This window comes from Psychrobacter urativorans (genome assembly GCF_904846675.1).
GTDB classification, from domain to species: Bacteria; Pseudomonadota; Gammaproteobacteria; order Pseudomonadales; family Moraxellaceae; genus Psychrobacter; species Psychrobacter urativorans_B.
Map to the genome: position 1 here is coordinate 21,318 of NZ_CAJHBT010000009.1, position 21,951 is coordinate 43,268.

The 21,951-nt window shown below is 43.0% G+C and carries 16 protein-coding genes and 1 other RNA gene; 11 read left to right on the forward strand and 6 right to left on the reverse strand.

Features of this window, described 5'->3' with window-relative positions; all coding sequences use genetic code 11:
• Positions 1 to 106: 106 nt before the first annotated feature.
• The 3 genes from serC to ffs form a co-directional block, all read right to left on the reverse strand.
• Positions 107 to 1,216 carry a 3-phosphoserine/phosphohydroxythreonine transaminase gene (gene serC / locus JMY06_RS05920; protein ID WP_201526016.1) on the reverse strand — a complete coding sequence of 370 codons (1,110 nt, stop codon included), beginning with the start codon at positions 1,214 to 1,216 and terminating at the stop codon, positions 107 to 109.
• 278 nt (positions 1,217 to 1,494) lie between these two features.
• Positions 1,495 to 2,307, reverse strand: a complete 813-nt coding sequence (locus JMY06_RS05925) for a hypothetical protein (protein WP_201617114.1) — start codon at positions 2,305 to 2,307, stop codon at positions 1,495 to 1,497.
• Positions 2,308 to 2,707: 400 nt separating this feature from the next.
• Positions 2,708 to 2,804: signal recognition particle sRNA small type (ffs, locus tag JMY06_RS05930), an RNA gene on the reverse strand.
• A 179-nt stretch (positions 2,805 to 2,983) separates the two neighbouring features.
• Here ffs and JMY06_RS05935 point away from each other — a divergent pair.
• Positions 2,984 to 3,700, forward strand: a complete 717-nt coding sequence (locus tag JMY06_RS05935) for an SIMPL domain-containing protein (RefSeq protein WP_201617122.1) — start codon at positions 2,984 to 2,986, stop codon at positions 3,698 to 3,700.
• A gap of 117 nt (positions 3,701 to 3,817) precedes the next feature.
• Here the strand turns inward: JMY06_RS05935 and JMY06_RS05940 are convergent, their stop codons facing one another.
• The gene (locus JMY06_RS05940; RefSeq protein ID WP_201617124.1) at positions 3,818 to 4,579 is read right to left on the reverse strand and encodes a DUF4124 domain-containing protein; all 762 of its coding nucleotides are present in this window, start codon (positions 4,577 to 4,579) and stop codon (positions 3,818 to 3,820) included.
• A gap of 230 nt (positions 4,580 to 4,809) precedes the next feature.
• The gene (glnA, locus tag JMY06_RS05945; protein ID WP_201526012.1) at positions 4,810 to 6,219 is read right to left on the reverse strand and encodes a type I glutamate--ammonia ligase; all 1,410 of its coding nucleotides are present in this window, start codon (positions 6,217 to 6,219) and stop codon (positions 4,810 to 4,812) included.
• 400 nt (positions 6,220 to 6,619) lie between these two features.
• Here glnA and JMY06_RS05950 point away from each other — a divergent pair, with 400 nt between their 5' ends.
• From JMY06_RS05950 to JMY06_RS05970, 5 genes are all read left to right on the forward strand, one after another.
• A complete protein-coding gene (locus JMY06_RS05950; RefSeq protein ID WP_201526011.1) occupies positions 6,620 to 7,243 on the forward strand; it encodes an anthranilate synthase component II in 624 nt (207 codons plus the stop codon).
• A 65-nt stretch (positions 7,244 to 7,308) separates the two neighbouring features.
• Complete coding sequence (gene trpD, locus JMY06_RS05955; protein WP_413786891.1) at positions 7,309 to 8,478, forward strand: anthranilate phosphoribosyltransferase; 1,170 nt, start codon at positions 7,309 to 7,311, stop codon at positions 8,476 to 8,478.
• Positions 8,479 to 8,573: 95 nt separating this feature from the next.
• Positions 8,574 to 9,515 (forward strand): indole-3-glycerol phosphate synthase TrpC, encoded by a 942-nt coding sequence (gene trpC, locus JMY06_RS05960; RefSeq protein WP_201617128.1) that lies wholly within the window; start codon positions 8,574 to 8,576, stop codon positions 9,513 to 9,515.
• Positions 9,516 to 9,594: 79 nt separating this feature from the next.
• Complete coding sequence (locus JMY06_RS05965) at positions 9,595 to 10,326, forward strand: Smr/MutS family protein (RefSeq protein ID WP_201617130.1); 732 nt, start codon at positions 9,595 to 9,597, stop codon at positions 10,324 to 10,326.
• Between the two features lie 144 nt (positions 10,327 to 10,470).
• On the forward strand, positions 10,471 to 11,103 hold the full coding sequence (locus tag JMY06_RS05970) for a DNA-3-methyladenine glycosylase family protein (RefSeq protein ID WP_201617132.1): 633 nt from the start codon (positions 10,471 to 10,473) through the stop codon (positions 11,101 to 11,103).
• Between the two features lie 70 nt (positions 11,104 to 11,173).
• Here the strand turns inward: JMY06_RS05970 and JMY06_RS05975 are convergent, their stop codons facing one another.
• The gene (locus tag JMY06_RS05975) at positions 11,174 to 13,171 is read right to left on the reverse strand and encodes a mechanosensitive ion channel family protein (RefSeq protein WP_227672204.1); all 1,998 of its coding nucleotides are present in this window, start codon (positions 13,169 to 13,171) and stop codon (positions 11,174 to 11,176) included.
• Positions 13,172 to 13,506: 335 nt separating this feature from the next.
• Here JMY06_RS05975 and JMY06_RS05980 point away from each other — a divergent pair, with 335 nt between their 5' ends.
• From JMY06_RS05980 to JMY06_RS06000, 5 genes are all read left to right on the forward strand, one after another.
• The gene (locus JMY06_RS05980; RefSeq protein ID WP_201617134.1) at positions 13,507 to 15,414 is read left to right on the forward strand and encodes a TonB-dependent receptor plug domain-containing protein; all 1,908 of its coding nucleotides are present in this window, start codon (positions 13,507 to 13,509) and stop codon (positions 15,412 to 15,414) included.
• A gap of 366 nt (positions 15,415 to 15,780) precedes the next feature.
• Complete coding sequence (gene ahcY, locus JMY06_RS05985) at positions 15,781 to 17,205, forward strand: adenosylhomocysteinase (protein WP_201617136.1); 1,425 nt, start codon at positions 15,781 to 15,783, stop codon at positions 17,203 to 17,205.
• Positions 17,206 to 17,225: 20 nt separating this feature from the next.
• The gene (locus JMY06_RS05990) at positions 17,226 to 18,077 is read left to right on the forward strand and encodes a methylenetetrahydrofolate reductase (protein WP_413786893.1); all 852 of its coding nucleotides are present in this window, start codon (positions 17,226 to 17,228) and stop codon (positions 18,075 to 18,077) included.
• A 287-nt stretch (positions 18,078 to 18,364) separates the two neighbouring features.
• On the forward strand, positions 18,365 to 19,267 hold the full coding sequence (locus JMY06_RS05995; RefSeq protein WP_201617140.1) for a 16S rRNA (uracil(1498)-N(3))-methyltransferase: 903 nt from the start codon (positions 18,365 to 18,367) through the stop codon (positions 19,265 to 19,267).
• Between the two features lie 774 nt (positions 19,268 to 20,041).
• Entirely contained in the window at positions 20,042 to 21,835 is a 1,794-nt protein-coding gene (locus JMY06_RS06000; RefSeq protein ID WP_201617142.1) for an acyl-CoA dehydrogenase C-terminal domain-containing protein, read from the forward strand.
• The last annotated feature ends 116 nt before the right edge of the window (positions 21,836 to 21,951 follow it).

Here is a 21,951-nt window from a genome sequence, read left to right on the forward strand (position 1 = left end):
AAGTACACAAGCACTTGTCTTAATCATAATATCGATAGTTGGGACTTAACATTCAACTTACTATACTTTATGACGAGATAAGTATAACGAGTTAATTGTGTGCAATTTAACCGTGCTTTTTTTCAAATTCTTGCATAAATCTCACTAGCTGTTGTACCCATTCAAGTGGCACAGCGTTGTAAATGCTGGCCCGCATGCCACCGACATCACGGTGACCTTTTAGATTCAGGAGACCGGCGGCTTCCGACTGCGCCAAAAACTCTTTATCAAGAGTACTATCCGCTAAGGTAAACGGAACGTTCATGATAGAGCGATGCTTGTGGGCAACTGGATTATTATAAAAGGTACTATTATCAATCGTTTCATATAATAGTGCTGCTTTTTGCTGATTTATTTTGCCAATAGCGGCAACCCCGCCTTGCTCTTCTAACCAGTCAAAGACTAAACCGGCCAAATACCAAGAGTAAGTCGCTGGCGTATTCGACATCGATTCTTTTTCTGCTTGGTGCTCATAATTAAGAATTAGGGGACACCAATCGCTGGCTTGCCCCAATAAATTCTCACGAATAATCACAATGACTAAGCCTGCAGGACCGATATTCTTTTGAGCCCCAGCGTAAATCATTCCAAACTTAGAGACATCTATTGGTTGAGACAGAATAGATGACGACATATCGGCGATAATTGGCGCATCAACTTGTGGTGGCTCAAATATTTGCAAACCATGAATAGTTTCATTGGTACAATAATGGAAGTAAGCAGCATTATCACTGAGATTCCAATCACTTTGCGCGGGCACATCGGTAAAGTTATTGCCTTTGCCAGTCGCAACTAGATTAACCTCACCCAGTCCCAGCGCAGCATAACGCTCAGCCTCTTTAATTGCCTTACCTGACCACGCCCCTGTGGTCAGATAGTCGCCGCGACCGCCATTTAATAAGTTCAATGGAATGGCTGAAAACTGCAAACTTGCGCCGCCTTGTAAAAACAGCACTTTATAGTTATCTGGAATGTCCATTAATGAGCGTAACTGGGTTTCAGCCTTTTTAGTAATGGCCATATAATCCTTGCTGCGGTGACTCATCTCCATCACCGATAAGCCGCGACCTTGCCAGTCAAGCATTTCATCTTGAGCGCGAGCTAGCACCGGCGTGGGTATAGTGGCAGGTCCTGCAGAAAAGTTGGGTAGACGATGTGGAGAATCTGGAGTGGTCATGGTTATTATCCTAAATACAAAGTAGTAATAAAAAACGGTAATAATTTAAATAAATCTCAACAGTTAACACACCTCAACAATTGTAATATTTTAAATTAGCACAGTGCCTAAACAAAATATAGATATTAATCTATAAATAGGTAACTACTAAGGGAGATGCTCGCCATATACATTTTTTATGATTATTTAGTTTATATAAATCATTTATCTTACTGTAATTGATTCGCTTACTTCAATCAATCAGTAATCCGTTAGACCATTGTATCGTGTAGCTGTTATTACGGACTCGACAGCTGTTGCCATAACTGACGCTTAAGACTGGCATCAGCGAGCATTTCATCTAGTGTGGGTACAGTAGCAAAGTTAGGATGGGTCAATCCTTCTGGTAACGGCGTCAATACCGCCACTCGAACCTCTTCACTTCTACCAATCTTAAAAATATAACCAGCAAGACTGGCATTTGCAAGCTCGACAGTATCCATACCTGTGCAAATGGGAAAAGAGCTGGTCTCACAAGAGACAGATAACGCTTGAGTGATGTTTTGCCATAGCTTTTGGCTGTCATTAGTCAATGCCTGAATATCAGCCAACAACACCCAGTCGCCGTAACGCCCCGCTTGCAAATCAAATGGAGCAACGGTCACTGGATTAGAAATCGCTTTAACACTAAGGTTTTCTAGAAGTGGCTCTATTGTTTGCGATACGGCGGATGATGGTGATGTTACTGGCGTTGGCAGGGGTGATGAAGTGATATCGTCAGCATAAGCCCGCTTTTCGATATCATTCGTGCTAGAAAACGGTTGAGTAGCTGCTAAATCATAGTCTGGATAATTCTCGTCAGTAGCAGCGTCTATAGATACCGGTTGTAATGTCGTCGGTTGCTGATCGCTAGGCGGCTGCTCTTTTACAGAATAATTATCAGTATGGTTATTAATATAGATACTTGAATCTGTTTCTACAGCCGGAATATCTGCTATATTCATGGTTGGCGAATCCGGCTGTACCCATTGTCCGATGCCCATCATCGCCAAAATTTGGCGCTGTTGCATTTGCCGTTGCTTTAAGAGTACATGGTCTTGGGTATCGCTCATGGGTAGCTACTATCCTGATTATTTACAATCACTTATTTATGACGACTTACTTAACGATGGAATAAAGACTCAAAGTCTTTATTGTTAAATGCCTTAATAATCGAAATGGTCAATCGAAAAGCTGCCGTATACTGAGCCAGCGCTCTGCAAGGACTGTTAAACAGTTGTATTCAACTTGACTGATTATCGTATCGTGTAATATCACGGTATGCAAGGTACTGAGCCATAGCTGATAACTATTATAAGCTATTTGCACGCTATCCTGCCGCGTTGTATTAAACGATTGACTTTGAAGATCGAGTAAAATATTGACCAAAAAAAAGCCTCTTCGATTAAGGGCTTTAATATACCAGTCAAGGGTTTTAATCTTTATTGCCAAATTTTAGGCAAAAAAAAGCGACTCCAAAAGCACATCCTCGGCACACATTAGAACTATTACCGTTGCTACCTTCCGGTCCTGGCGGGTTTCATAATTCAATGTTGCGAGGCTACCAATGGAGCCACCAGTTGCAAATTATACAAGGTTTTTGCATTATTACAACCCCTATCGCAAAATTGTTAGTATCATAGCTTATATAAACCAAATTTTAGTTGTATAACCCCGTAACCTAATGGCAAAACCTTCACAGCAGAACCGGCCACCTTTACTTGATCTTTTTTTACTAAGGACTTTACGATGAAAAATACGCTACTTAACAAGGCAGCTATCGCTTCTAGCGCTACATGTCTACTTACGGCAATGATGGGCAGCGCACACGCTGAACCAACTGGCTATGATCAATTAAGCTTCCAAACGGAAGTCAAAGAAGAAGTGCCAAATGATGAAGTGCGCGCCAGCCTGTATAAAAAACTGCAAGCCACCGATGCCAAAACTCTAGCAATCAATCTTAATACTTCAATAAATAAAGCTTTAGTCATCGCCAAGCGCTACCCTAGTGTCATAGTCAACACCGGACAACAGCGCACCTATCCACGCTATGATAAAAATGACAAAATCATTGGTTGGACGGGTCAGGCCAATATAGATCTAAAAAGTACCGACTTTGTGGCGACCAGCCAACTGATCGCTGCTTTGCAAGAAACCTTAGTAATGGAGAACCTAAACTTTGGCGTATCGGACATTAAAAAAGACGCCCTTGAGCAAAAGCTAATGACCGATGCTTCCCGCGCCTTTCAACAGCAAGCAAAAAACTTAACCCGCGCATGGGATGCCCGCGGCTATCGTGTCGTTACTGTCAATCTCAATACCGGTAACAACTATCCACGTCCTATGTATAGCAGCATGAGGGTGGAAGCACCAACCATGGAAGATTCAGTGCCAAACCAAAGTTTCGAGTCTGGCAATAGCTCCATCTCGGTCACTGCTAATGGAACGATTGAGCTGTCTAAGTAAGCTCATAGTGTTTTATTTAAGCTGTTGAAAATATAATAAAAGGACAATTGCTAAATATCGCATTTGTCCCTTTTTACGCGTGTTTGAGCCTACTACTTTTGCATGTTTTTTTCGTACTTATTGTTTTTGCTCTAGCTGATTATTAATATTGTCTTGACGTAATTTTAGCAAAACCTTTTGGTGCCATGGCAGTTGCTGATAAGCCAATAACTGTTGTCCAATTTTCTTATTGTTTTGCAAAGTTGCGGTATTTTGAATAACGTAAACAGTACGTTCGACTTCTTTAATAGCCAGTCCTTTCTCATTCCTAACCACCGCTTTGACGCTATGCGCACCTGGTAAGACATCTATTGTTGCAATAGACGCGTTTAAACCTTGCGCCACCTGATTGTCATCCAAATAAATACTTACCGTATCGCCCGTTTGTAGCGCGGGCCTTAGCTGGACGTTTACCACAATATTTTGTGCTGGCCGACGATAAGCGCGCTCCTCGCTTGGTTCCGTCATAGTCAATTGATAATTAACTTGCACCGCTTTGGGAGTTTGAGTGGCCAGCGGGGCTGGTGCTGTTTGTGTATTACTGGCGACTGCGTTGCTAGCGCTACTGTTTGTAGGGCCAGTTGTTTCAGTAGTAATCCCCATTTGGCTAATCTGCTTGCCAGCTTGCTGCTCATACTTTTGCGCATTGTCGGTAAAAGTTATTCGACCTGTCTGTTCATCAATAATTTTATAAATAGGTGCCGCGTTGAGTAATGGCGCATAAAGACTTGCTGCACTTATTAATAAGCCTGTCAATATCCTGATTTTTAGCAGCACACCATTATTATGCATAGCCGTTATTCGCTTGGCCAAGCGTGAGCTTATGGAAAATAGAGTCATAATAAGTCAACCTAGTCGTTGCACATTGTTGATAGATGCATTGTTAATAGACACATAGTTATAACCACTATTATGCGATTTTTTTAAGGTAATAACCGTTATGTTTATAAAAGGACAAATATATTATTTTTATCTTAAAATTACTATCTTGCTAACTACCATAAAAAACCAACCAAGACCCGCTTAGCTGGTTTTTATTACTTGATAAGTCTCGAGAATTTAGCTAGATATTAGCAGCTATAGTACAAGTCAAACTCAACCGGATGCACAGTAATATTAAGGCGCTGTACTTCTTCTTCTTTCAACGCTATATAGGCCTCTAGCATCTCTTTAGTGAAGACATCGCCTTTTAATAGGAACTCATGATCATCTTTTAAGGCTTGTAGCGCCACTTCTAAGCTTTCAGCGACAGTTGGGATTTGTGCTTCTTCTTCAGGTGGCAAATCGTATAAGTTTTTATCAGCCGCCTCGCCTGGATGTATTTTGTTTTGAATACCGTCAAGGCCTGCCATCAATAATGCTGCAAATGCTAAATAGGGATTGGCCGCTGGATCAGGGAAACGAGCTTCGACGCGAACGCCTTTTGGGCTGCTGACGTGTGGAATACGAATAGATGCTGAACGGTTAGATGCCGAGTATGCCAGTTTAATGGGCGCTTCGTAATGCGGTACCAGACGCTTATAGCTATTGGTCGCAGGGTTGGTAATTGCGTTTAATGCACGCGCATGCTTGATGATACCACCGATGAAGTATAGTGCCGTCTCAGACAGACCGGCATATTCGTCACCAGAGAAGGTATTTACACCATCTTTTGAGATAGACATATGAACATGCATCCCCGAACCATTATCACCTACGACAGGCTTTGGCATAAAGGTTGCCGTTTTGCCAAACTGATGCGCGACGTTGTGTACTACATATTTTAGCTGTTGTACCTCATCCGCTTTTAATACCAAGGTGTTGAACGCTACCCCGATCTCCGACTGACAAGGAGCCACTTCGTGATGGTGCACCTCAATGCTGCCTTCGCCAATAATTTCTTCTAGACGCTCACACATGACCGTGCGCATATCTTGAGCACTATCAATTGGCGGTACGGGCATGTAAGCACCCTTAACGCGTGGACGATGCCCCATGTTGCCCCATTCGTAGTCAGTGTTAGTAGACCAAGGCGCTTCTTCAGCAGTGATTTTGTGGCTAACGCCTGACATCTCGATCGACCATTTTACGTCGTCAAATACAAAGAACTCTGGCTCAGGACCGAAATAGGCCGTATCACCGATACCGGTTGACTTTAAGTATTCTTCAGCACGGCGAGCGATAGAGCGTGGGTCACGCTCATACCCTTGGAGCGTTGCTGGCTCGATGATGTCACAGGTGACGACGACGGTAACTGCATCAAAGAATGGGTCAAGAAATGCAGTCTGCGGGTCAGGACGCAAAATCATATCTGACGCTTCAATACCTTTCCAACCAGCGATTGATGAGCCATCAAACATTTTGCCATCTTCCATCACTTCTTCGTCGACGGTAGAGGCAGGAAAGCTAATGTGGTGTTCTTTACCACGGGTATCGGTAAAGCGAAAATCAACCCATTTGGCATTAGAGGATTGGATAAGATCTAGTAATTTATTCGACATGAATCGTTTCCTTCGTGGTTATCATGTTATGGCGATTGGAAGTTGCTGTGCTCGTTATCAAAACGACTTATGATGCTTTGGTAGCGATTTGCCAACTTATTGACTTATCTTTTTCCTAAACAGTTTACAAGCTTGGTCAACGCTAGCGCTATTTTAACAATATCTGACCAATAATGCTGAACTGTTATGGTATCTGCATTAGGTTTTTGGAAATATGGCCTATATAACTGCTAGTAATGGTGGTTAAACTTGCTATATTCTTTAATTGCTTAAAGATAACATTTATTAGAAAAAAGTAATAACCCATTATCGTTTAGCTTAGGTGTACGCTGTATTTGATAGATAGCGAAATAATGGTAAGATATCCAAACCAAAACCACAATAATAGGTTGAAACCATAATGATTCTGATGATCGATAATTACGACAGCTTTACGTACAATATCGTACAGTACTTCGGTGAATTGCAACAGGACATCACCGTTTGGCGTAATGATCAGATCACAATCGATGATATTAAAACCCTTGCTCCTGATATCATTGTCATAGGCCCTGGCCCTTGTGATCCAGACCGCGCTGGTATTTCGCTAGAAGTGATTGATACTTTTAAAGGAGTGATACCTATATTGGGTATTTGCTTGGGTCATCAGGCAATTGGCCAAGCATTTGGCGGTCAAGTCATCAAAGCGGGCGCAGTGATGCACGGACGCTTATCTGCTATTTATCACAATAATCAGGGCGTGTTTGTGGACTTGCCTAACCCAAGCCAAGCCACGCGCTATCACTCTTTGGTGATTGACAAAACTTGCCTGCCTGCTTGTTTAGAAGTGACTGCATGGACGCAAAATACAGACGGTAGTATTGAAGAGATTATGGGCTTTCGCCATAAAGAATTTGCAATTGAAAGTGTGCAGTTTCATCCTGAATCTATCTTAAGTGAAGACGGCTACCAGCTGCTCAACAATTTCTTGCAGATTCATAACTTGGCGGTATTGACCACAGATGAGTTGCCACAAGTAAGCTAATTGCTTATAGTTTTCTGAACTAAAATTTTAAACCCTAATGATAAAAAATAATAATAAGTGAGATATTGATGACCACGGCTAGCCTACAGGATGACCAGAGCATAACAACTGCTGAAACTATTACTAAAAACACCACTAAAGAGACTAATAAAAATATTACCCAGCTCTCCGATGAGCAAATTCATAAGTTACTGACCAGCGCCTTAGATAGAATATTTCAGCATATTGATTTAACATTTGACGAGATGCATCAAGTCATGCTGATTATTATGCAAGGAAAATGTAGCAATGCCATGATGGGTGCTATATTGACCGGTCTGCGAATGAAAGGCGAATCTATTGATGAGATTACCGCTGCCGCTAGTGCTATGCGCGATTTGGCAGCCAATATTGCGCCCAATGCTTGCGACTATCTCGTTGATATCGTCGGTACTGGCGGTGATGGTGCCAATTTATTTAATGTGTCCACTGCCTCAGCTTTGGTAGCGGCGGCGGCTGGTGCCCAGGTTGCCAAACACGGCAACCGAGGGGTGTCTACCAGATCCGGCAGCTCAGACTTACTTGAGAAAGCCGGTATTAGTTTGGCACTGACACCACTGCAAGCGCTTGATTGCATCGAGAACCAAGGCATTGGCTTTTTATTTGCGCCCAATCATCATAGCGCGATGCGTTACGCCAATCCGGTGCGCCGTGAGCTTAAAGCACGGACGATTTTTAATATTTTAGGGCCACTAACCAACCCTGCTGGGGTTCCAAACTTGGTCATTGGCGTCTTTACCGCGCAGCTATGCGAACCGCTAGCGAAAGTCATGAAAAACTTAGGCGCCCGCCATGTGATGGTAGTCGGTGCAAAAGATGGTCTAGATGAAATCAGCCTTGCCACCTCAACCACCGTGGCGGAACTAAAAAACGGTGAGATATCAGTCTATGAGCTAATGCCAGAAGATGCCGGTATTGAATCCCAAACTCTCATCGGACTTGATGTAGATTCCCCTGAGCAAAGCCTTAAGCTCATACGCGCCGCGTTATCAGGTAGCGATACTACTGAGCGCGCGGTACTCAAAGCGCGCGACATGATTGCCCTCAACGCCGGTGCCGCGATTTATACCTCAGGACTTGCCAGCACTTATCCTGATGGTGTCAGCCAAGCACAGAAAGTTATCGCAAATGGCGCCGCGCTGACCAAACTTGAATCATTAGCTAATTACACCCAACTGCTGGCTGCTCCTGCTTAAGCTGACGGCTACTCAATTCACTGTCATCTCACTTTATAAGCAATATAAGACACTGATGACTGCCCCATTAAACTGACTGATAGCCGGATATATTCATGACTACAAGCCTAAATGCTAACCATGCCAACAATACTAAATTAGAAACACACACGGGTATTCCATCCGTATTACAGCGTATTGTCGCCACCAAACGTGATGAAGTGGACGCCGCACGCAGTGTGCTGTCACTTGAGATGTTGCAAGCACAAGTTGCCACTGATACCCGTCCACGTCGCGGCTTTGCGGCCGCCCTGCGCGGCGCTGATATTGGTATTATCGCTGAGATTAAAAAAGCCTCACCCTCCAAAGGTATTATCAATCATAACTTTGAACCTGCCGCTTTTGCTGAGCAATATGAGCAAGCTGGAGCCAGCTGCTTATCGGTATTGACCGATCGTGATTATTTTCAAGGGGATGGCAGTTACCTTATCCAAGCACGCGACGCCTGCAAGCTACCGATATTGCGCAAAGACTTTATGATTGATGTCTATCAAATTTATCAATCATACTTAATGGGTGCCGACTGTATATTGATTATTATGGCTTGCTTAGATGACACGCAAGTACAAGAATTGCATGCGCTAAGCATCAGTTTAGGCATGGATGTGTTGATTGAAGTGCATACAGCAGACGAGCTTGAACGTGCCTTACAGCTACCGCGCTCAACACATAACATTTATGGTATCAATAACCGCAACCTAAACACTTTTGAGGTCGACTTGCAGACTACGCTTGATTTAAAAAACACTTTATTACAAGCACTAGCGGCCGACGACAATACTGCTAACAATAACAATGATTCCAACAATGACACGAATAACGCCAATCCATCACAAGCGCTTATCGTTACCGAAAGTGGTATTCATAGCGCGGACGATATTCGCTTAATGCTAGGTCATAATATTCGACATTTTTTAATTGGCGAGCAGTTTATGAAGACCGATCACCCAGGACAAGCGTTACAATCCTTACTTGCGAGCGTACCTGCAAGCGCGTAAAGTATTACGAAATAAGCTAATTTATTTTTTGGCTAATCTTACTCAATAAACCACTCAATAAACAGACACGTTAACTCTTATGGCAAATTCTCTATTCTCAAAAGACATGCAAGACCAGCTCCAAGAGCTTAAAGGACAACTCAGCAAAGGTCGCGATACCACATCCCCTGATGGCGACAATCAAAAACCAACGGAACCGGTTTCTTTGCTTAGCCAAAAACAAGTCAAAAAAACGGTTAAACAGCTAGATAGCAACCATATCGATGATGACAAAGTATTGTTCATGCAAGCGATGCATGGCGTCAATCAGCTCGATGATAAAAACGTGCGCTCGCCTGCTAATGCAGCAAAAGCCAAAAAACCTGATGCAGCGACCTTATCAAAACGTGCCGCTGCACAAGGTAGTGACGCTGCAGAATTAGGTGCGGGTCTGTCAGACATGCAAGCGCTGCTTAATCCTGTCGCTGGTGAAGCTTACTTATCTTATAAGAATCCTACTCTGCAAAATAAGATCTTTACTCAGTTAAAGCAAGGTAAACTGCGTTGGTATGATGCAGTAGATATTCATGGTTGCACGATTGAACAGGCTCGCGAGGCGATGACTCAACTGCTAAGCCAAGCCAAGCAAAACAATGAAACGATGGTAAAAATCGTCCATGGTAAAGGTAGTGAGGCTATCCTTAAGACTTGTGTCAATGGTTGGTTACGTCAGCTGCCAGAAGTATTGGCATTTTGTTCTGCTCCGCCAAAAGACGGTGGTAATGGTGCCGTATTGGTACTGTTAAAAAAGAATAAGCCTGATGCTGAGTAACTTGTAAGTTTGTTATTTATAAATTGATTACTTAAATAACAAAGGACTACTGAAATGTAGTCCTTTTTTATTCCTAAATTTGCTTGGAATATCAAAACAACTGATAGCTTATCAAATAATACCCTGATATTAAATGAGACACTTATGAGCGTACAAACAATTGAAAACCAAGAAGAACTAACCGCCCATATTAAGGCACTGATTGCTATCGAGCCGAAGTTTGCTGCTATCTATGAACAAGTTGGAACACCCGATTTACGCCGCAATGCCGGTGGCTTTAAGCAATTGATGCGCGCGATGGTAGGACAGCAATTGTCCGTTGCGGCGGCGAGCAGTATTTGGCAACGACTGGTTGATAGCGACTTAACTTCTCCACAAGCAATTATGCAAGCAGAAGATGACACATTAAAGGCGCACGGTTTGTCTAGACAAAAAATCCGTTATACGCGCTCATTAGTTGAACATGATATAGATTTTAAGGCGCTGGCAACAATGACAGATGTAGATGTGGTGGATATACTCACAGCCGTTGTTGGGATTGGTCGCTGGACGGCTGAAATGTATTTGCTATTATCATTAGGACGCGCTGATGTCCTCGCTGTCGATGATTTGGCCGTTAAAGTGGCTGCGATGGATTTATTAGATTTAAAAGAACGCCCAACTCCCAAACAGTTAAAAATAGCGAGCCATGATTGGTCGCCGCATCTTAGCGCCGCAAGTTTACTACTATGGGCACATTATGGTCAGATGAATGATAAAGAGGCTGTACCTGTATGATGGATGGGCGTGAATGACTGACTGATTTGAGGCTCTCTATAATTTATTATGCGACTGGTTGCGAATAAAATTAACACCATGGTTGGTTCCATATAGAGAGGCTATTTTTTTTACTATTATGTTTATTGATACGTTTGAAATGCTTGAATTTACGTTTTGTTAATCTAAGATTGATATTTTTTTTAGATTTATTCAAAACACTTTTCTTTTTGTCTGATTGATGTGGTCGCTTATCAGCTACTTTAGCACCCTTGCTGTCGGCATCTTCACTTAAATTAGTAGTGTCAACGTGCTGCTTACTATTACTGTCGGAGCTAGTATCCGTACTAGTAACGCTACTGGCATCAGCATCGAGTCTATTATAATCAGCATCGTCAGCGGTCTTGTCTTCATTACTGTTTTCTGAATGGTGCTCCAGCTCGCTTTGATCAATAATCAACTGCTGAGTAGGCAGGGCATGCTCGACATTATATTTTTTTACTTTCTGTAGAACATCAACGAGTACCTCGTTCTGTTTGTTATAAAAATCTACAATATCAATAGCATTCAAATAGGCCTGTAATTGAATCACATAACAGTCTTGACGTAGCTCTAAGATATTGACTTGATTCCATTCTTGGTTGGTGAGAGGGTGCTCATCTAAAAGCTTATCTAAGTCCTGCACCATCTTAAATACCACTTCGATATCAGCGGTACGCTTAAGATATAACTGGTGAAAAAATCGAAACATATCCCGTGAAGTAAAATTCTCAATCTGCATAGATGAAAAGTCACCGTTAGGGACAGTCACTATGGTGCGTGTCAGTGTACGCACCCGTGATGAACGAATACCAATATCAATGACCGTACCCGCTTGAGTACCAAACTGACAATAATCTCCTATCCGGACTGGCGAATCTGCCACTACTACTACGCTACCAACGAGGTTTTCGATGGTTTTTTGCGCACCAAGAGCTAAGGCCAAACCACCAACCCCAAGCGCTGCAATACCAGTGGTTAAGTCAAAGCCTAAATTGCCAAAGATAACAATAATGGCAAATATCAATAGCAGTGCTTTAACTACTTTGCGCATCAGACCTAATATAGAGACGCGCTCAGTATAGTTCTTCTTATAGCTTAAATTCACAGCGCGGGTAAAAATTGCGTCAATGACTCGTAGCAATAACCAAGTCATCGCTACCCATGAGGTAATCTCAGTAAAGCGATTGACTGGTTCCCGTAGCGTGACTGTCACGCCAGCATAGACCATGATTTCTGATAAAATCAGCGCCATGATGACGATAGAAAGCGGCAATATCACTTTATTCGGTAATGGCAGCGGCATACCGCGTACCCGTGGATAGGCCAGTTTTAACAAGTTATACCATAACCATACCAGCACATAGGTCAGCACAAAGCTAGCAATGGTTAGCGTCACTGCTGCGACTAAGTCAGTCAATTGATAGCCAAACAGCTTTTTATTATCCAGCGTATCAGAGGTATATCGCGATATTAGGGTCGGCTTAGTATTTTCTAACACTTCCGGAATAGAGCGGATGGTCTCACTTGAGAACTGCCAGTACTGCTCGCCTTTTTTGGAGACTACCCGCTCTAATAACAGCGGCACGCTCTTATCATCAATACTGATATTACCGACTTTTTCTTGGCTGGGTGGCAGCTGGTCAGTTAAGTTACCCTCAGGAGTATTGTTAAGCTGCAAATCTGGCTGAAAACGCCCACCCGCATCTAGGGCTAGTTTAAACTGGCGCACGGCAGTGGTTGGATTATCAGATTTGGACAGATTAAGATAATTGCTAGCCAGCAGATTGTCATTATCACTAAGCGCACTAATGAAACCTTGCACTGTATTACGCGGCGTATCGCGTCCGAACGAGTCCGCAGCCGGCTCACTTGTACTCTCATCCTGATCGCCATTGCCACCACCGATACCCAGCACACCGCCTTCAGCAGCAAATACGGCATTAGGAGAAACTAGACTGAACAGCAATGCCAGTAGCAATGCTGCTATAAATCGTGAGATGAAGAAGGGAGACGAGCCAGTAGGACTCAGATAACGCTTAATAGACAAAACAAACCTCTTAGCTTTATTCAAATTAAATTTAAAATCTTATCGTCAGCATTCGACGGGCTGATACCAAACCACTGACCAATGAAATAAAAATAGCTGGCGCTATAATAACAATTATTGACAACCGCTGTGCACTATAACGAATAATTGAATAAATCACTGCTGTCATGAAACTTACTCATCTTACCGTGAAGAAATATTAAGCTAAAACAGTTCATAACTGTATCACTTTTATGGATAATGAGCGCTGTTTAGATTGTCTACTTTTTTTGTAACTTTTGGCGTCTTAATTTTCGCTTTTATAATTTTTTAACAGGGTAACTTTGGGATTGATTATGGTTTTATCACGTTCGTCTTCGACCACCTATCTTCGATTGCGTATTTTAAGCGCGCTTGGCGTATTTGCTGCTAGCGCAACAGCTGCCACGTCTGCCAGCGCGGACATAAACGTCATCAGTGATAACGAACTGCCACAAGTTGAGCTTGATAAAGTCGTGGTGACTGCCACGCGTACACCGACTAAGGTTAGTAATACTATTGCTCAGACACGGGTTGTTGATAGTGAGGAATTGCAACGTTATCAAGGTCAAAGCGCTCTTGAAGTACTTAAGCGTCAGCCAGGTATTAGTCAGTATACTAATGGGGGCCCCGGTGCCCTATCTAACTTTTATATGCGTGGCTATGATAATAAGCAAATCTTAGTACTTATCGATGGTATACGTTATAGCTCGTTAACTAGCGGCGGTGCTACCCTTAGCTTACTGCCTGCTGATCAAATCGATCGTATCGAAATCTTATATGGTGCTTCAGGATCCAGTATTTATGGCGCAGACGCTATGGGCGGTGTCATCCAAGTCTTCACCAAAGGGTCCAACGTTGAGAAAAGCAACTTTTCTGTGACCGCGGGTGTCGGCTCGCATAACCAATACTTATACGGCGCTAGTGCCCAACTTAATAATAGCAATGGTACAGCGCTAAGCCTTTCAGCCAGTCACAATGAAACCGATGGTATCAATGCCACCTTACCAGGGGCGTATGGTTACAATAAAGATGACGATGGCTTTGAAAGTAATAATTTTAGTGTCGCCTTAACTCAGCGTATTAATGAGCAATGGACTACAGGTGTTAGCGCCTTGTACAGTAAGTCAACTACTGAGTTTGATGATAGTATGGTAGATGCATACTCGGATCAAGAAAACGGTTCTGCGCAAGTATTTGTTGATTGGCGCTATCTACCAGGCTCTTCGGTAAAGCTACAATACGGTCATTCTATTGATAAGAGCGATGACTACGATAGCAATCCTAGTTTTTATAACACCAAGCAAGACCAAGTTAGCTTGGTTGGTCAACATATATTGCCTATTGGCCAAGGCATCTATGGACTAGAGTATCTTAGCCAAAGCCTTGATTCTGACGCATATAAAGTTGATGATCGCGATGTAACCAGTGCATTTTTAGGCTATGTTGTAGCTAGTAATCAGTTTGATGCGCAAGCTAACGTCCGCTTCGATGATAACTCACAATATGGTGATAAAACGACTTACAATTTAGGTGGTGCGTATCATATTAACCCCAACCTTCGTGCTGGTGCTAGCTACGCTAAGGGTTTTCGTGCGCCTACATTTAATGATATATACCCAGGTTACGGTGGAGATTCTGATCTGAAACCTGAAAGCAGTGATAACTATGAAGCTTTTGTTGAATATGAAACGTTACTTCAGCTTACGCGCTTAACTGGTTATCGTAACGAAGTAGAAGACTTAATAGCTAGTGATGGCATTCCTACGCCTGAAAATCCTTACGGTAGTATTAAAAATATTGATGAAGCCAAAATCGAAGGTCTATCGTTAACTTCAGACTGGGTAATCGATAATTATTTATTGGGGGGTAGCTACGACTATCAGAAAGCTAAAGACAATAGTGGTGGCAGCGACGACGGTAACTTCTTAGCTATTCGCCCTGAACATAAAGGCTTAGTTTATGCCGGTTATCGCCTGCCAAGCTTAGATATTCGGGCTGAATATCAATATGTAGGTGATTATTATTATAATGTTTCCAATACTAAATCACAATTCGTTGAAAATTATGGATTGTTTAACATAAGTGGTAACTATCAGTTAAATCCTAATCTGACTATGACTGCGCGCTTAAACAATATCACTAACGAAAAATATGTGACAGCACCAGGTTACAATACTGAAGGTACTAACTTTTTTACCTCATTAACCTATAACTGGTTCTAAGATTATTCTACATTAAGTAAAATTTGTATTATTAAAAAAAAGGTCATCAATTGATGATCTTTTTTTATGTCCATTAATTGAACTTTAACTATTCAAAAAATTAATTCGTATGAGCGCCTAGCATTTACCGCAGCCAATAGGTGACAATCCGCGTCCCATACATTACAATAACGACCTCCGAGAGGTGTTGCGCCATATGAATTAATAGTTACGTTTGAGATTTATGAACAAGCTATGCTGATTAATTCGTCATGTTAGGCTCGGTAAACTGTTTAATACGAATGATTTTAGCATTAAACAGCACAAACAACGGCACCTGCGTTTTTATTCTTTTTATCATACGTTAACCACTGATAGGAGCATATTATGGACGCAGTGTCTACTACCCCATCTGCCCATACGATCGACCCCTCTTTCACTGACTATAAAGTCGCTGATATTAGCTTAGCTGATTACGGCCGCCGTGAAATCACCCTTGCCGAAGCCGAAATGCCTGCCCTTATGGGTCTGCGTCGTCGCTATGAAGTGGATCAACCGCTTAAAGGCGCAAAAATCGTCGGCAGTATCCACATGACCATTCAGACTGCGGTGCTTATCGAGACCTTAGTGGCGCTTGGTGCAGAAGTACGTTGGACGTCATGCAATATCTTCTCAACTCAAGACCACGCTGCTGCTGCGATTGCTGCTGCAGGCATTCCTGTCTTCGCTTGGAAAGGCGAAACTGAGGCAGAGTACGAGTGGTGCCTACGTCAACAAGTCCACGTTGGTGGTGAAGAATCCGGTAAACTTTGGGATGCTAACTTAATTTTGGATGATGGCGGCGACTTAACCGCACTGATTCATAATGAATATGAGCAAATGCTTGATAGCATCAACGGTATCTCAGAAGAGACCACTACCGGCGTGCATCGCTTAATTGAGATGTTGAATAAAGGCACCCTAAAAGTCCCTGCTATCAACGTTAATGACGCGGTCACTAAGTCTAAAAATGACAATAAATACGGCTGCCGTCATAGCTTAAACGATGCGATCAAACGCGGTACAGATATGTTCCTTGCGGGTCGTCGCGCTTTAGTGATCGGTTATGGCGATGTGGGCAAAGGCTCAGCACAGAGTTTACGTCAAGAAGGGATGATTGTTCGGGTATCAGAAGTTGATCCTATCTGTGCTATGCAGGCTTGTATGGATGGTTATGAAGTATTATCACCGTACATCAATGGCGACAATACTGGCGGCGCGGAAAACATCAACACCCGCCTGCTTGAAGATACCGACATGATTGTCACGACTACCGGTAACTATCATGTCTGTGACAAAAACATGCTGGCGGCCCTAAAACCTGGTGCAGTAGTCTGTAATATAGGTCACTTTGATACTGAAATCGACACCCAGTTTATGCGTGAAAACTGGCGCTGGGTTGAAGTTAAGCCACAAGTTCATCAAATCTTCCGCTCAGACGATGTGAATGATTACCTGATTTTATTGGCGGAAGGTCGTTTGGTGAACTTGGGTAATGCTACTGGTCACCCATCACGGGTAATGGACGGCTCATTTGCGAACCAAGTATTGGCACAGATGTACCTGTTTGAAGAGAAGTTTGCTGAATTGCCAACCGATAAGCGTACTGACAACTTATACGTCAAAGTATTGCCGAAGAAGCTCGACGAAGAAGTTGCTGCTGCGATGGTTGCAGGCTTTAACGGTACATTAACCAAGCTAACTGACAAGCAAGCTGAATACCTAGGCGTTCCTGTCGAAGGTCCGTTCAAACCTGATACCTATAAATACTAATATGAGTACTGAGGAGCGTGATTGTGAGTAAGCCTGCTTTTTCTTTTGAGTTTTTCCCTACCAAGTCTGAGCAGGGACATGAGAAGTTACTCAATACTTTTGACGAGCTTAATAAACTCTCCCCCGCGTATTTTTCGGTAACTTATGGTGCTGGTGGCTCAACGCGTAGCCGCACTTTAGAGATCGTGCAAGCGTTATGCAATCGCGGTGAGACTGAAATCACCCCACATATATCCTGCATTGGTGATGATAAAGACGAAATATCTGAGCTACTAACGCATTATAAAGGCTTAGGTATCAAACGCTTAGTAGCCCTGCGTGGTGACTTACCCTCAGGGCAAGTAGGAATGGGTCAGCTGCCATTCGCGGTCGATTTGGTCAAGTTCATTCGTGAGCATTCAGGCGATCATTTTAATATTGAAGTGGCCGCTTACCCTGAAATGCATCCACAAGCGCGTAGTTTTTTATTCGATATTGATAACTTGGTAAGCAAGTTTGATGCGGGCGCGAACGCGGCGATTACCCAGTTCTTTTATAATGCCGACAGCTATTTATACTTGCGTGATGCTTTAGAGCAGCGCGGCATTGATACCACTGAGCAACAGCTAGTCGCCGGCATCATGCCGATTACTAACTCTAGCAATTTGGTACGCTTTGCCGACGGCTGTGGCGCTGATATACCACGTTATGTGCGTAAGCAGCTTGCTGACTTTGGTGACGACCGTAAGGCCATTCGCGAGTTTGGCTTTGATGTGGTTTATCGCTTGTGTGAGCGTTTAATTGCCGAGGGTGTTCCGGCCATGCACTTTTATAGCATGAATAAGGTTGAACCAAATAAACGCTTGGTTGAAGCTTTGGGACTTGGAACATAGAATATATAAACCTTTATTGTACAAACTTTAAGGGTAAGGACTTATCACGCTTATTGTTACTTAATAAACTGGCGTTCCAAAGAACGCCAGTTTTTTTATGGTCCAAATTCTCACCTCTCTTTTACACTATTACCTGTATCGAGACTAAACTTTATTCTGATTTTTATTTTGTGTGTCATTTATTATACAATAGCCTCATTATAGCTAACATGATTTACTTTCATAGTTAAGTATCATTTTTTTAACTCTAAAACTGTCTATTATTCAATCATTAGGAATCACTTATCATGCGCCGTTTTTTTTATGCTACCAGCAGTGATGATGACAATATCAATGATAATCGAGCCGAGTACTCTTATCTGCCAAGATTAGGCACCTTGCCAATAGGTGGTGATGTGGCGTTAACCGACAGTATTGTCCATCATTGGTGCCGTGTACTGCGGGCAAATATCGGTGATGAGGGCGTTTTATTTGATGGCTTTGGGGGTGAGTACCACGTTCGCTTGCAAACCATCAGTAAAAAGCAAGCGACCGTGACATTATTAGCGCATATGAGCGACGATCGGAGCGCACCTATCATTAGCAAAATTGCCTTGGTGATGAGCCGTGGTGAGCGCATGGATTACGCTATCCAAAAAGCAACTGAACTTGGGGTAACCGCCATTCAACTGCTCAGTAGCCAACATGGCGAGGTATCCCTCAAGCCTGCGCAAGTGGGAAAAAAACTGCTGCATTGGCAACAAGTCGCTATAGCAGCCTGTGAGCAATGCGGCTTAAACCGCCCGCCTCTTATTCTTGCGCCATTACCAATGGCGACTTGGCTACCCTCTCTAAATAAGCCAGGTATAGATAAAGACAGTTTAAACACGGGCATGGCGGTCAGTCCTATTATGGCAACCCTTAGTACAGACCCATATTATCAAGTTCTCAATGACCAAGTGGATTTGCGCCTAATGATGAGCGTTCCAGTCGCAGATCAGCCCTTGATGCCAGCAGCATTATTATCAGTATTAGCAGAAGACAAACCCTACATTGAGTTGTTAATAGGTCCTGAAGGTGGGCTTAGTGATGAGGAGTGCACGCAAGCTGAGCACACAGGTTTTGCACCATGGCAAATAGGGGCACGAGTGCTGCGTACCGAAACCGCACCGGTAGTCGCACTCGCTACTCTGCATGCGCTCATAACCTAATCCGGTATTAATCATCTACTACTAAACGTTAAGCACGCACCTATATAAAAATAAAACAAGATAAGAGCACCTAATACACCTTACCATAAGAAATACGACCCTTTATTTTACTATTGCTATTTCCTTTATCTTTACCGTCAGCATCTTTTTTAACTTTGTAGCACTTGTCTTGACTTTTTCTGTGCCGATATTGTGTGCACTTTTACCTTGATTTCCGACTCCATTAAGCAGTAATTACTTACTCAATTATGCGAGTGTATTAAGAATGCCATCTCTATATTAGATGCTAATTTGTGCTATATTTCCGTTAATGCAGCCTATGAGCGGATACTTGGCTATCACAGAGTCTTTATACTTAACCGACCGTTTGGTATCTATACGGCTGTTTTTATCTGAGCAAGAGCGCACTATGGACAAATGCTCAACTGTCATGCGGCCTTCCACCAAGTGTTTACTATCAGTTAGCAAGACTGCGTATAACTTACTAATAAAATTACTTTTTGCTTATTTATAGCGATAACATATTATCTATTAGTATTTATTAACGATAGGATGCAAGAGAGGTTCATGACTTATCAGTCTCATCCCCAAACTTGTATAATTCCCTGTGAGCGCCTATCTTTTATAGGTAAATATGACTTTTGTGAACTTTGCACTCTCCATTAAGAAAACTGCTTGAATTAAAGTACCTCAAGATAGGCGCTTAAAAATGGGTGTTTGCAAGATTAATAATCGGTCATACTAGACACTATATTCAAAAAAGGACAGGAAGTTATGCAATACAAAGCGCCTCTACGTGATATCCAATTCGTCATGCATGAGCTACTTGATAGCGAAAGTCACTACAAGCGTCTTCCAAAATTTCAAGAAGCGGATCGCGAATTGATGGACAGCCTGTTTGAGATGGCTGCAAGCTTTGCTGAAAATGAGCTGTCACCTCTTAACCAAAGCGGTGATGCGGAAGGCTGCCAGTTCGACAATGGTACAGTCACCACGCCAAAAGGTTTTAAAGAAGCTTATCAGCAGTACTGTGAACTGGGCTTCCCTGCACTGTCTGCTGAAGAAGAGTTCGGCGGTCAAAATATGCCGTTTTCATTATCGACCGTTATTAACGAGATGGTGGGCACTGCTAACTGGTCGTTCTCTATGTATCCTGGATTATCGCATGGCGCGATTCAAACCATCGAGCATCACGGTACTGACGCCCAAAAAGACATCTATTTAGAAAAAATGGTCACTGGCGAATGGTCAGGCACGATGTGTCTTACTGAAGCGCATGCCGGCTCGGACTTGGGTATTATCCGTACCAAAGCCGAACCTAACGATGATGGTAGCTATAGCATTACCGGTCAGAAAATATTTATTTCAGCCGGTGAACATGACTTAACCGATAACATTATTCATATTGTGTTAGCCCGCCTACCCGGTGCTCCTGCTGGTACCAAAGGTATCTCGCTATTCATCGTACCGAAAGTAATGGTCAATGAAGACAGCAGCTTAAGTGATGTTAATAAAGTAACGTGTGGCTCTATCGAACACAAAATGGGCATTAAAGCCTCCGCTACCTGCGTAATGAACTTCGACGGCGCTACCGGCTATCTAATCGGCCCTGAAAACCGTGGTCTACAATGTATGTTCACCTTCATGAACGTCGCGCGTATCGGTACGGCCGTTCAAGGCTTAACCGCCGCTGAATATGCGTTCCAAGGCTCATTATCTTATGCCAAAGACCGTTTAGCCATGCGCTCGCTATCAGGCGCTAAAGCACCGAATAAAGTCGCTGACCCTATCATCGTTCATCCAGCCGTACGTAACATGCTATTGACCGAAAAAGCCTTTGCTGAAGGTGGTCGTGCATTGGTATATTACCTTGCCCATTTTGCAGATACCGTTGCTAAAGGCGAAGGTGATGACCTTGAATTTGCGGATCAAATGCTATCATTATTGACCCCTATTGCCAAAGCCTTCTTAACCGAAACAGGTTTAGAAGCTGCCAATCACGGCATCCAAGTTTATGGTGGTCATGGTTATATCAGTGAATGGGGCATGGAACAAAACGTCCGTGATACCCGTATTGCCTGCTTATACGAAGGTACTACTGAAATTCAAGCGCTAGATTTATTGGGTCGTAAAGTTTTAGGTTCACAAGGTAAGCTACTCGCAAACTTCGTACAGATTATCCAGAAATTCTGTGAAGACAATAAAGACAAAGATGAGATGGGACAATTCATCCGTCCACTTGCCAAGCACCTGAAAGAATGGGGCGACCTCACTGCCCGTATCGGTATGCAGGCGACTGAAAACCCTGAAGCGGTAGGCGGCGCAGCTGTTGATTACATGTACTTTAGTGGCTACGTCACCCTTGCTTACCTTTGGGCGCGTATGGCATTGATTGCTCAAACTGAAATCGCCAATGGTAGCAGCGAACATGCATTCTATGATGCCAAAGTGAAAACAGCACAGTTCTATTTTGCCAAATTATTACCGCGCACTACCACTCACGTACAGCGTATCGCTACTGGCGTTGAGCCGTACATGAGCATGGACGTTGATCAATTTGCGTTTTAACTGAAGGTCTCAACTCTTAATTTAGCAAAATGCTAATCACGGTAATTTTAATAAAAGTAGCTTTAATCGGCAACATGCTTCGGTATGTTGCCGATTTTGATTGATGACCGCTTTAT

Bases quoted from the DNA above. Each gene is read 5' to 3' on its own strand.
- JMY06_RS05940 (WP_201617124.1), bottom strand. From the start codon at position 4,579: ATGACTCTATTTTCCATAAGCTCACGCTTGGCCAAGCGAATAACGGCT.
- JMY06_RS05925 (WP_201617114.1), bottom strand. From the start codon at position 2,307: ATGAGCGATACCCAAGACCATGTACTCTTAAAGCAACGGCAAATGCAA.
- trpC (WP_201617128.1), top strand. From the start codon at position 8,574: ATGACTACAAGCCTAAATGCTAACCATGCCAACAATACTAAATTAGAA.
- glnA (WP_201526012.1), bottom strand. From the start codon at position 6,219: ATGTCGAATAAATTACTAGATCTTATCCAATCCTCTAATGCCAAATGG.
- JMY06_RS05995 (WP_201617140.1), top strand. From the start codon at position 18,365: ATGCGCCGTTTTTTTTATGCTACCAGCAGTGATGATGACAATATCAAT.
- JMY06_RS05965 (WP_201617130.1), top strand. From the start codon at position 9,595: ATGGCAAATTCTCTATTCTCAAAAGACATGCAAGACCAGCTCCAAGAG.
- JMY06_RS06000 (WP_201617142.1), top strand. From the start codon at position 20,042: ATGCAATACAAAGCGCCTCTACGTGATATCCAATTCGTCATGCATGAG.
- JMY06_RS05935 (WP_201617122.1), top strand. From the start codon at position 2,984: ATGAAAAATACGCTACTTAACAAGGCAGCTATCGCTTCTAGCGCTACA.
- JMY06_RS05950 (WP_201526011.1), top strand. From the start codon at position 6,620: ATGATTCTGATGATCGATAATTACGACAGCTTTACGTACAATATCGTA.
- JMY06_RS05980 (WP_201617134.1), top strand. From the start codon at position 13,507: ATGGTTTTATCACGTTCGTCTTCGACCACCTATCTTCGATTGCGTATT.
- serC (WP_201526016.1), bottom strand. From the start codon at position 1,216: ATGACCACTCCAGATTCTCCACATCGTCTACCCAACTTTTCTGCAGGA.
- ahcY (WP_201617136.1), top strand. From the start codon at position 15,781: ATGGACGCAGTGTCTACTACCCCATCTGCCCATACGATCGACCCCTCT.
- JMY06_RS05970 (WP_201617132.1), top strand. From the start codon at position 10,471: ATGAGCGTACAAACAATTGAAAACCAAGAAGAACTAACCGCCCATATT.